The sequence below is a fragment of the Lentzea flava genome, assembly GCF_014648475.1.
Taxonomy (GTDB): Bacteria; Actinomycetota; Actinomycetes; order Mycobacteriales; family Pseudonocardiaceae; genus Lentzea; species Lentzea flava.
The window spans coordinates 1-11,575 of sequence record NZ_BMRE01000108.1 but is presented as its reverse complement, the minus strand read 5'-3'; the positions used below and the strand labels follow the sequence as shown (position 1 = coordinate 11,575).

9 protein-coding genes are annotated in these 11,575 nt (G+C 66.0%); 3 read left to right on the top strand and 6 right to left on the bottom strand.

Going from position 1 to position 11,575, the window contains the following annotated elements:
* Nucleotides 1-467: hypothetical protein (locus tag IEZ09_RS47255; RefSeq protein WP_229813545.1), on the bottom strand; the 467-nt coding region annotated here is incomplete at its 3' end.
* Between the two features lie 781 nt (nt 468-1,248).
* Between IEZ09_RS47255 and IEZ09_RS45150 the strand changes: the two genes are divergently transcribed.
* On the top strand, nt 1,249-1,872 hold the full coding sequence (locus IEZ09_RS45150) for a type VII secretion system-associated protein (RefSeq protein ID WP_189260016.1): 624 nt from the start codon (nt 1,249-1,251) through the stop codon (nt 1,870-1,872).
* A 266-nt stretch (nt 1,873-2,138) separates the two neighbouring features.
* Nucleotides 2,139-4,391, top strand: a complete 2,253-nt coding sequence (locus IEZ09_RS45145; RefSeq protein ID WP_189260015.1) for a helix-turn-helix domain-containing protein — start codon at nt 2,139-2,141, stop codon at nt 4,389-4,391.
* 38 nt (nt 4,392-4,429) lie between these two features.
* Here the strand turns inward: IEZ09_RS45145 and IEZ09_RS45140 are convergent, their stop codons facing one another.
* The 5 genes from IEZ09_RS45140 to IEZ09_RS45120 form a co-directional block, all read right to left on the bottom strand.
* The gene (locus IEZ09_RS45140) at nt 4,430-5,014 is read right to left on the bottom strand and encodes an SMI1/KNR4 family protein (RefSeq protein ID WP_189260017.1); all 585 of its coding nucleotides are present in this window, start codon (nt 5,012-5,014) and stop codon (nt 4,430-4,432) included.
* 697 nt (nt 5,015-5,711) lie between these two features.
* Entirely contained in the window at nt 5,712-6,251 is a 540-nt protein-coding gene (locus IEZ09_RS47645) for a hypothetical protein (protein WP_268247702.1), read from the bottom strand.
* A gap of 953 nt (nt 6,252-7,204) precedes the next feature.
* Nucleotides 7,205-8,032, bottom strand: coding sequence for a CPBP family intramembrane glutamic endopeptidase (locus IEZ09_RS45130; RefSeq protein WP_189260014.1), 828 nt, complete (start codon nt 8,030-8,032; stop codon nt 7,205-7,207).
* 854 nt (nt 8,033-8,886) lie between these two features.
* Nucleotides 8,887-10,554 (bottom strand): HAMP domain-containing sensor histidine kinase, encoded by a 1,668-nt coding sequence (locus IEZ09_RS45125; RefSeq protein WP_229813544.1) that lies wholly within the window; start codon nt 10,552-10,554, stop codon nt 8,887-8,889.
* Nucleotides 10,463-11,263: a response regulator transcription factor gene (locus IEZ09_RS45120; protein WP_189260012.1), complete on the bottom strand. Its 801-nt coding sequence runs from the start codon at nt 11,261-11,263 to the stop codon at nt 10,463-10,465. The genes IEZ09_RS45125 and IEZ09_RS45120 overlap by 92 nt, the downstream gene beginning before the upstream one ends.
* Before the next feature lie 79 nt (nt 11,264-11,342).
* Between IEZ09_RS45120 and IEZ09_RS45115 the strand changes: the two genes are divergently transcribed.
* Entirely contained in the window at nt 11,343-11,552 is a 210-nt protein-coding gene (locus IEZ09_RS45115; RefSeq protein ID WP_189260011.1) for a hypothetical protein, read from the top strand.
* Nucleotides 11,553-11,575: the final 23 nt, after the last annotated feature.

Here is an 11,575-nt window from a genome sequence, read left to right as displayed (position 1 = left end):
CACGACCACACGGACACACCCGCGCACCCCACGACACCCCGACCCACCACACCAACCCCCCACAACCACAAACCCGAACAAAGCCCCGCCACACGCCGCAAGACGACCGAGCAGGTCATCAGGAGCGGAGACCGGGACCTCACGAACCAGGTGTTGTCACCGTCGTCGACCGACGTCGAGGCAAGAGATCCGCGACCCGACACGACGTTCACGCCACTGATCGAGCAGCCCTTCGCACGGCAGGCACAACCCGAATCCGATATCTTCTGGCCCTTCTCGATCTGGCGCCCGATCCCGGCGTTTCTTCCCGCGATGCCCTTGATGATCCGCCCTTGTGGCTCGAGGGCGGCAACCATCGAGTCGCGACCGCTCGCGACAGTCGATAGTTTCCGCCACGTCTTCCACGGCCCGGTCAGGTGCGGCTGCGCTTTCAGGTGCTCGACTCGCCCGTCGTGCGGTGAGGCCATCACACACCCTCCGCGGCTCACGACACGTCTGCAAGACGCGCCTCAGTAAGCCGAATTACAGCTGCCGGCTGCTCCCACAATCAACATGCACAGAACATCAGGAACCTATGGGAAGCGTGAGGTGCCCTTCTGGCTCCAAAGCCGGGAGTGACCGATTGGGACGATCAGGTAAGGGCAGGCCCAACATGGCTCAGCTCTCAACGAAGCCAGCCCAGGATGGCGTAACCAGTCGGTCACTCTCCGTGAGATGGTGGCCGAGAAGTGTCACTTGTCGGGGACCAACCAAGGGCTCGGGCCACGTGTCGTTCGCCTGTGACCAGAGGCGCGCTTCCAGCCGCTGAGCGGAAATGCGTACAAGGGCACGTTTCGGTACGAGATCGATACGCCTGGCGGCATCGTCGTCAGCGACACGATATCCGCGCATTCGGCGTTGTCCTCGCAAGTGGTGGGCGGGCTCGCTTCGGCAGGAGAGCTCAGGAGCTCTGCCCGGACGGTAACTTGGGCTGGTACTTCCCGAACCCCAGGGCTTTTACCCTGAGGCGGAACCCGTGCCCTGAGGCAGAATCAGTGCCAGGATTGCCGAGCTTGTGGACGGCGGAAGCGGAAAGCCCGCGTTCCAGCCGCAAAGTGGTGATGGCTCGGTGAGTTCGCCTGCTGTCCGTTCAGCTGCTGGCCGGTGCGGGCGAAAACACCGCGATGAACCGCCCTTGGGGGAGGCATCCGGCACACCGTCAGGCCTGGGCCGAACAGGACGAAGTTTGCTCACCGATGAAGGATCGACATGGAAACCGTGACTGACCAGCCGCGCGAAGACGAGCGCGGGCAGCAGACCTGGATTCTGTTGATGGACCCAGGCTGGAGTCCCGGAGACGAGAACGAGCCGCCGCCGATTGAGGCCGTCGTGGGGCTCTGGCCTGTGAACGAGGGTGAGGTCGGCAAGTTCCAGGCGAACCCGCAGTACGTGCCCATGAACGAGAACTCGCCGACGGATCCGCTGGATGCGGCGCTGAGGCTGGTGTTGCGCGGCAGTGCCGGAGCCGACCAGATTCAGTTGATGCTGCGGGACAGCACCTTCGACATCGCGATGAACGGCGATGGGCGTCCGCTGATCACCAAATCGCCCGACGACCTGCCGTGCGTCGTGGTGGCGACGGGGGAGCAGCACCGCAGGCGGGTCAGCTCGCCGCAGTGGAGGCGGATCGACCTCGACGAACTCGTGGTGCTGCTCGCCGACGGAGTGGATGTGCTGATCAATCCGGCTGGTCCGGCCTCGGTGCGGCTCACCGGGGACTTCATGCGCGAAACCTCGATGCTGACCGACGAGGAGGTGGCCGACCTGCACGCGAGGCACCGTGAATCGTCCGGGATGCGCGTCGTCTCACCCGACTCGATGGCGAGTGAGTGAGGGTCCCACTTTTCAAGCGGTCGCCTCAAACGCCTGTCCACCCTGGACGGGAAGTCCAGGAGGTCGCCCGTCGGCTTGACGACCTGCCCCGCCTGGTCCTTGGTGACAAGACTCGCTCCGAGGCCATGAGGCGGTCGCGGTAGCAGCCGACGGAGCCGACCGTGTGACAGACCTCCTTCTCGTGTGAGAGACCCCACGCGGTGTGCAGCTTTCCCGAGAGGTCACGTCGATTTGCCCTTTTGGCTGTCCTTGAGTGCAATGTTGGCATGAACAAGCTCGGGCCGGCGGGGGCGCACTCACCATTCGGTGAGATGCTCCTGCGTTACCGGATGGCAGCCGGGCTGTCCCAGGCAGGGCTGGCTTCGGCTTCGGGCATGAGTGTTCGCGCATTACGGGATCTGGAGCGCGGGCGGGCGAGCGCGCCGCAAGAGCGGTCGGCTGAGTTGCTGGCCACCGCGCTGGGGCTCGAACGCGACGAACGAACGTCTTTTCTGATGCTGGCCAAGGAGGGGCGCCGGCGCATCGCGGTCATGGAGAACAGGACGTCGCTGTTGGCCTTGCCCGCCGTAGGGGATCTTGTCGGCAGAGAGGCCGAACTCCGGCGATTGGCTCAGGATGCCGGGACCGCTGGTGTCGTCGTGATCACCGGTCCTCCCGGCGTCGGGAAGACGTCGTTGGCGGTGGCGGCCGCGGGCGGTCTGGCATCGCAGTTTCCGGACGGGTGCCTCGCGCTGGACCTTCGGGGTGTCGACGATAGGCCGATGACCTCGGCTGTCGCGCTGGAGCGGATGCTGACCTCGCTGGGGGTGACGTCTGGGCAGATGCCGGTGACGGCCGACGAGCGTGGTTCGCTGTTCCGGACGTTGCTGAGGGATCGGCGCCTGCTGCTCATTCTGGACAACGCCACTGACGAGGCGCAGGTCAGGCCGCTGCTGACGATGAGCGAGGGCAGCCTGACGATCGTGACCTCTCGCCGTGTGCTGGCGGGGCTGGAGTCGGCGCGATGGATGGTGCTCGACGTGCTGCCCGCGGAGAGCGCGGTGGACCTGGTCGGGTCCATCGTCGGTGAGGAGCTGGTGAAGGCCGAGGCCGATGCGGCGCGGGAGCTGGTGTCGCTGTGCGGCTGTCTGCCGCTGGCTGTGCGGATCGTGAGCAACCGGTTGGCCACCCGGCAGCACGGGTCGATCGCCGAGCTGGTCAGGCAGATGGGGGACGAGCGGAGGCGGCTGGACTCGCTGTCGGTGGGTGACCTGCATCCACGGGCGGCGTTCGAGGTTTCCTACCGGATGCTGCCCGCGCGGGCGCGGTTGGTGTTCCGCAGGCTCGCCGTGATCCCCGGCGTTCATTTCGACGACGAGCTCGCTGCGGTGGCCACCGGTGTTCCGGCAGAAGAGATCGGTCTGCTGCTGGACGAACTGGTCGAAATGTCGCTGCTCAACACCACGGCCGCGCCGATCTACTTCCAGTTCCACGATCTGCTCCGCCTCTTCGCACGCGAGCGGTGGGTAGAGGAAGAACCAGAGCATGTGCGCGACGAGCTTCGCGACGTGCTGTACGCGCATGTCCTGGAGCGCGGCTCGGCCGCTGGCGCACTGTTCTTCCCCGAGGTGATCGAGGTGCCGCAGGACAGCCCGTTCGGCTCGCACGAGGAGGCGAACGAATGGCTGGAGCAGGAGGTCACGACCTGGTCGGCGGTGCAGCGGGAGGCCGCGGCGCTCGGCTGGCACAAGCAGGTGTACGACTTCGCCTGGTCAATGCACCGGTACTCCATCGGGCGCGCGCAGCACCGGTGGGACGAGGTGTTCGAGCTCGGTCTGCGGGCCGCCAGGGCGATGGGTGACCGGATCGGCGAAGCCGAGATGTTGACCTGGGCGGGCACGGCACAGCGCCTGTCCGCCGGCGACAGCGAACGTGCGCTCGAGATGTTGCGCGAGGCAAGTGCGCTCGCACAGGAGCTGGATCTGCACGACACAGCGTTGTCCATACATTCGAGCATTGGACAGGCGCTGGCGAGCCTCGGCCGAGTAGACGAAGCGCTCGAGCACAGCAGGCTGGCTCACGAGATGTCGAAAGGCTATGACTTCTTCGGATGGAGGGTTTGGATGTCGGTGGGGCTGGGCACGGCGCTACTGGCGGCAGGCAGACTGCAGGAGTCGCTTGACCTGCACACCGCGCTGCTCGCCGAGGCAGAGAACCGGCGTGACGAAGCGGGCCCGGAACTGGCGGGGAAGGTGATGGTGCTGCTGCTGACGGTGATCGGTGATGCTCTCGCGGGATTGGGACGCTGGCCAGAGGCCGCGCAGAGCTACCACGATGCGCGGTCGCGGTACGGCGCGGGCCAAGCGAACTTTCGCAATGAGGCGGAGCTGGCGCTGGGTGAGGGCGTCGCGTGGCGACAGGCCGGCGAGACCGAGCGAGCACGAACATGTCTCACGTTCGCGCTAGACCGCCTCGATGGGCTTGCCGACAGCGTGACACGCAAGCGGGTCGAAGCCGAGCTGGCCCTTCTGCCCGACTGATCACGTCGCCACGACCTGAGGCCGAGCCATGCCTGGGCTCAGTCCTCGTCTTCGGCGATCCTGATCATCAGCTCCTTGCTCGCGTGGAACATCTCGGCAAAGCTCGGGTGCTCTTCGGCCTCTCCGTACTTGGGTGCGAACTCGTAAGCGGTCCATTCGCCGTCCGGATGAATCGTGGCGGGATCGAGCAGCCACAAATCCTCGTCGCCGCTGGTGATCAGCAGGGCGCGCCGGAACAGCGCGAGCAGTTCGTCGGGCTCGTTGTCCTCCTGCTCCGCTTCGGTGTAGAGGTCGATCAAGTCCTCACCGATGCCGGTATTGCGCAGCCAGTCGATCTCGGCGCAAGGACTGACCTCGTCGATCCACCCGCCGACCCCCTGCCAGCCGTCGGTGACGCTCAGGAAGGCCCGCAGGCTGGGCGGGAACCGGATGCCCAGGCGGTGCTCGGTGGCTGCGACGGTTTGCTCGTCCGCGGGCTCGGAGCCCAGCCAGTGGCTCTCGATCTGCTCGGTGGTCAGGCGTGGGTGTACGTACTCGTTCGCGGTCCGCACGTACACCCCGCCGTACTCGACCAGGTAGCCACGCCACTCATCAGCGGTGCGCGGCGCATGCCCGACCGACATGTCCGTCACTTCAGTGTTCCTCTCCTCCAGGAAATTCCACAACTTTGACTGCTGCGTTCGACTGCTGCGGCCGGACGGTGTGCGAGAGGAACTTTCGGGCAGACACGGCGGGCCGAGAGCCCTTCATCGTCGATTCGTTGGAACGCGGTCTCGTCCTCCCGTGTAGACGAGCTTCCACCGCACGGCTACAAGTAGGAGGAGTTCAGGTGCTACGCAGGATTGCGACTGGTGTTGCTTTCGCACTGGTGATGGTCGGAGGAATGGCTTCCGCTGCGGGGATGGCCCAGGCTGACAGCGGTCAGACCGAACTCGCCGCGTCGGGGAGCTTGACCTTCGTCCAGTGGTGGAATGGCGCCTACAGCATGTATGCGTTGTCTGAGTGTGAGAATACGGCCCAGGGTCGCTACCCAGGCCAGTATCACGAGTGCAGGCCCAACCGTCCGGACAACACAACTCAGTTGTGGGTCCAATTCTGAAACTGAACCATCACGAACGACCGCTCCCTAGTTGATCTTTATGAACGGACTCTTCATCCACCCCAGCCCGGATCCACCGATGGATTGTTAGCGATCTTGGGCGTGGGTTGGTGTTGGTGATCATGCGGCCTCGTCCTGTGTGCAGGGCGGGGCCGCTGGTCTGTTCAGCTTTTCCACTGTGGGATCTCCGGTCAGGCCTGGTGGGGCGGGTGGCTGGGTGGTCAGGCTGGTGTGGGTGGGGCGTGGGTGATGTGGAAGAGCCCGAGCCAGGTGTCGGCCCAGGGCCAGTGCTGGGGTAGTCGCAGGGTGAGGGTGCGGGCGGTGCTGGTGACGCGGGCGGCGACCTGCACGAGGTGCCGGCGGAGGGTGCCGGTGGTGCGCAGCAGGTTGTGGGTCAGGCAGGCCAGGATCAGCCAGGCGGCGCTGGCGGCGAACTTGCCGCTGGGCAGGTGGGCGGCGGCGGAGTTGTTGAGGTCGGCGAGGACTTGCTCGATGCGGGCGCGGCCGCGGTGGTGGTGGTCGGTGTCGGCGGGGGTGAACCCGCTGTCGGTGAAGATGGCCTGGTATCGCCAGGCTGTGAACAACTCCCGCTGCTGCCCGGTGCTGTCACCGCTGTTGTTGCCGCGGTCGGGGATGCGGCGCACGACCGGGCCCGCGGCGACGGGGCCGTCGGGGTGCTGGGTGGTGTTGGTGAACGCGGTGAATCCGGTCTGGGCGACTTCGGCGGTGTGGACCCAGGTCTCGCTGTCCTGGTCGAACACCGGCCGGTCGTAGGTGACCGGCTGCCAGGCGCTCTCGGGGATCTCGCTGATCGCGGTGGTGATCGCGTTGTGGTGGTCGCGGGCGGTGATGCTGAACCGCGCCGGCCTTGCGGATCGCGGTGATCACCGCGCTGGTGTAGAAGCCGGAGTCGCCGCGGACCACGATCATGCCGGTCACGCCGCAGCGCCGGGCCAGCCCGATCACCTCAGTGATCATGGAGGCAGCGCCGGGGCAGGAGTGCGCGGCGCCATCGCGCAGCCGGGCGGTCAGGATCACCGGCGCGAACAACGGGCGGGTCATGGTCACCATCAGATAGTCCAGGCTCGTCGCGCCGGTACAGGCGCGGCGCGCGCCGTCGCGCTGGTGGCCGTGCACCTGCTTCTTCTTGGCGTCGATGTCGAGGAACACCAGCTGATCGGCGCCGGGCAACAGCGGGGTGCGTGCGGCCAGGTTCTGCAGGAACCGGGTGTGGACGGCGTGCACCGAGCGGACATCCCCGTGGCATCGCGCCATGCCGCACCACATCGACGTCGTCGATGCTGTCCGTCGGCCGCCATGCCGGCCACGATCGAGCCGACCTTCGCCGCCGCGTTGGCCCGGCCGGGCCGGGCACTTCCAGGTGCTGGGCAACCAGTTCATGCAGGCCCGCGTCCTGCGCGAGCCGCATCACCGGTACCAGGCCGGCACACGACACGAGATTCGGATCGTCGAACCTGGCCCGAATCCGACCGGGGGTATGAGACGCTTGCATCCAGCAGATGCCCTCTCACTCGGTGGTTTTTGTTCCGTCGCAAGAACAATCATCCCAAGTAAGAGGGCATCTGCGTGTCTATGACTCGGACCGAACCACTAACTCATCGGTGGATCCGGGCTGGCGTGGACGAAGAGTCCGTTCACAAAGATCGACACACTCACGGTTGGGACGGCAAGGTGTGCCGCCTCGCCAGACCGATCACTCGGCGAGCGCGGTCGCGGGGGCGGAGCGTCGGCGCAGGGGCACGATGTTGCCCCTGCGCCGGGCGAGCCACACGAAGGCGGCTGTCACCGCCACGCCGGCCAGGACCGAGTACGCGCTGGCCTCCGGGCCGAACTCGCCGCCGCTCACCAAGAGAGGTCCGGACGTGACGCCGTCCAGCAAGCCCTGTGGTGCGTCCTTTCCGGACACACTGGTGCTGAAGATGCCGCCCTGGGCGAAGTTCCAGCCGAAGTGCACGCCGATGGGCACCCACAGGTTGCGCGTGGCGGCGTAGGCGGCGGCCAGCATGAACCCCGCCTCGATCGCGATGGCGGTCGCGCTCCACACCGTGGCGTTCGGGTTGAACAGGTGCGACGCGCCGAACAACAGGCCGGTGAGCATGAGCGAAAGCCACGTGCCGATGCGTTGTTCGACGATGCGGAACAGGATGCCGCGGAAGATCAGTTCCTCCACCACGACCGCTGCGGCCATGAAACCCAGCAACGCCACCGCACCCGCCGCGGAACCCCAGCCCCGCACCTCGTAGCCGCCGAGGAACGCGATGTTCGTGATGACGGCGGCGAACATGCCGACGCCGATCAGCAACCCCCGCACGAGCGCACCGGCCGCTCCTCGCGCGGCCACCTCGACCGGCGTCCGGCGCTCGGTCCGCCGCACCACCCAGGCGTACACCAACAACGACAATGCCGCCGTCGCAAGACCGAACACCAGGGTCAGCGGGACGTTCCACTGCACCGCGCCGACCAGGGCACTGCCGGCGAAAGCGATCACCGCGACCGCCCCGAGTTGCAACAACAGTCGCATGACCAAAATCCTTCGTGAGATGTCGGGCCGTCGCGCCCCTGCTGCTCACAACGCTGTGGGCTCAACGGCCTGGAAACGGCACCGTGCAATGGGCTAGGCGCAAGCCCGAACGACTCATCACGCACACTCCACATCGGTGCGGGCCCGAGTAGAGCACCGACATACACCTGATCAGAACTATCACGGGTCGATCTTCCCGAAATAGCCTCAATCTCTGCACGAACGCCCTACTGGTCGGTCGCGCTGAACCAACGTCGTGCAACTGCCGAGGACGTGAACATCGTGGCTATGCGGAAGTCGCGCATGGCCGGCTCGCGACGATGCGGGCGGGTGAGCAGGGTGCTCGATGAGGAGCGGTACACGACCAGGCCCCAGTCTGCAGTCGAAGGTGGCGTGAGCTCGAGGCTGCCATGGCATTGAGCCGCCATCGCGACGCACCTTTCGGTGATCGTGCGCAGAGGTTCTCATGCGCGACCGCTATGTCCACATCGGACGGATATCGGTTGTCGGTCATCGGCAGGAAGCTTTGACGCAGCTCGGATACGCTGTCCACGCGGCTACTCGCACCGTTTCCGGTCCGGCGACTGGGACGACCGGCAAGAGCGGTCGACCAGCGCGCTGTGAGTGCAGTGCCGCGATCAGCCGGCGAGGACTGTCCGGCGCATGCAGGGGGTTGAGGTTGCCCTGTCCGGCTGAGTGTGCTCGCTCCGGCGTGGAAGAACAGGCCGGAGCACATCGCAGCCACCGACCAGCCCCTGTGCCCGCAGCACTGAACATGCGGACCCTCCCTCGCGCCGTGGACACCGGTTGTGTGTGGCTCGCCGCATCGTGACCGCCCATTCGTGAGACTTCGGTCAGCTCGGCAAGTGCAGCGTGAAGGTCGTACCCTTGCCGACCGCGCTCATGACATCAACAGAGCCGCCGTGGGCCTCGGCGAGCTTGCGCACGATCGCGAGTCCCACCCCGCTGCCGCCGGTGTTCCTGCTGCGGGACTTGTCGGTGCGCCAGAAGCGGTCGAACACGTGCGGCAGGCCCTCGGCAGCCATGCCGGCTCCAGTGTCCGCGACGGTGATGACCGCGCCGTGCTCCTGCCGGGCAGCTCTGATCGTCACCGACTCGCCGAGTCGTGTGTAGCGCAAGGCGTTGGTGATGAGGTTGTCGAGGATCTGTCGCAGCCGCAACGGGTCCGCCCTGACGACGAGGCCTTTCGGAGCGTGGGCGGTCAGTGTGACCCCGGACCGAGCTGCTCGTGCCTCATGCGCTCTGCGCACCTGGGCCAGCATCGCGTCGGCCGCCAGCGGTTCGACGGCGAGACGCAATTCGCCCGCGTCCGCGATCGCGAGGTCCTGCAGGTCGTCGACGATGTGCTGGAGCATCATGGCTACCTTGTGGAACAAGCAGATCAAGGCGGGGTCGCGGTCGCTGAGGCCGTCCTGGGCAGCTTCCAGCCAGCCGTGGATGTTGCTCAACGGTGTGCGAAGCTCGTGCGCGATGTCACTCACCATGGCCTTGCGCGTCCGCTCCATCTGGGCCGGCCTCGCCGCCATCGTGTTGAACGCCTTGGCCAGTTCGGCGATCTCGTCAGAGCCGGACACCTTCACCAAAGGGGGTTCGCCGCCGTCGGACATGTTTTGTGCCGCCGCGGTGAGTGCCCGCAGCGGCCGGGTGATGCGGGCACCGGCAAGCGCTGTCACGGCTACCGCGACAACGAGCACGACCGCGGCGGCTGACGTCACCTGCCAGCCGTTGCCGGTCACGTCGAACGCGGTGGTGGGAATCCCGGACGGATTCGTCAAGTAGAGGAGCGCGGGTGGGGGCACGTAGGGGGCGAGTTGCTCTTTGCGGGCGGCCGCAATGCAGTTGGTGATGGCCGGTTCGTCGGAGCGTGCGCGGGCCGTGCCTTTGTCGATGATCGGTGTGAAGTCTGGATTGAGGTTCACCGGAGAAAGCTGTTTGCGCGTCAGGCAGGCACCAACCAGATCCTCGAGGTCGAGCAGGGCGTGGAAGTCGGCCACGGTGTCTGGTGACAGCTGGTTCTCCTGGCAGTCCTTTGCCGGTAGTTGATTCTTCTTCGCACGCAGGCAGCTCAGGGTTCCAGTGCTGTCCACGCGGTCGCGAGAGCTCATGGGTGTTCGAAATGGTCCGAGGACCCGCTCATCGATGCGGTCGGTGGGCGCTGCCGGCACCAGCACCGGGTCGACGGCCAACGGGTCGACCACCGCAGAAGGTGTGGAGGGCAATGGGCCGTTGTCACCGCCGGCGTCCACGAGGAGTTCACCGTCCTTGGACATGAGGACGATGCGGCGATTCGGATGCTCACCGAGGATCGACCGCACCAGACCGTCGACATCGCGCCAGTCGCGATTGCCGATGGCATAGCTGAGCAGCGCGGCGTGGATCCGGATGTCCGTGGCCAGCTCCTGGCCCTGGTCATGAGCGATCGAAGCGCGGGGCAGCTGGGTGGCGAGCCACGCGGTCATCGCGATCGAGTACATCGCGATCAGCACGGCGACGGCGAGCAAGCGGACGTAGACACTGCGGTGCATCGGGAAGTCCATCGGTGAGCTTGTACCTGATCCCGTAGACGGTGAGCAGGTGGGCCGGCCGACGGCTGTCCTGTTCGATCTTGCGGCGCAGGTTCTTCACATGCGTGTCGATCGTGCGATCGGTGATGTAGCGGTCGAACCCGTGTAGCCGTTCCAGCAGCTGCTCGCGGGTGAACACCCGGTCCACTTCGGACGCGAGTACCTCAAGCAGGCGGAACTCTGCAGGCGTGCAGTCGACTGGTTCACCATGCACCGTCACCTCATGCCGGATCGGGTCCACCACGATCGGACCTGCTCGCAGTGCTGAAGTGGATGGTTCGGCTCTGTTCCGCCGCAACAGGGTCCGCACACGGGCCGTCAGTTCTCTCGGGTTGAACGGCTTGGTCATGTAGTCATCCGCGCCCAAGCCGAGGCCCAGCAGCAAATCGTCCTCCGTGGACCGGGCGGTGAGCATGAGTATGAGCACGTCGGAACCTGCGCGCAGCGCTCGGCACACGTCCAGACCGTCGATGACCGGAAGCATCGCGTCGAGCACCACCAGCGTGGGTTCGTGCGAACGCGCCAAGTCCAATGCCTCGCGGCCGTCGCGGGCGACCACCACGCGGTAGTGGTCCTGCCCGAGGTAGCGGCGCAGAAGTTCGGCCTGGTTCTCGTCGTCCTCCGAGACCATGATCAGAGCGTTCATCGCATCGATGATAAGCACGTCCTCAGCATCAACACCTCATTCACACACGTTCCTCACAAGTGCCTCCGAACATTGCCGCATGCAGCTCAATCGCCGCCGGAACGTGGTCGCCGCAGCGGGTTTGCTCGTCGTGCTCGTCGCGATAGGCGCCACGGTGCTGCTGGTTCGCGGTCGGCCATCCGAACCAGCTCCCGTGGCGCAGCCCTCCGTCAGCACCGTGACCGTGCGGCGGGCCGATCTGGCCAACACCAGGTCAGTGAGCCATTTTCATCCTGCGGTGATCTCGTAGTTCTGTAGGACGTGGATGGCTTT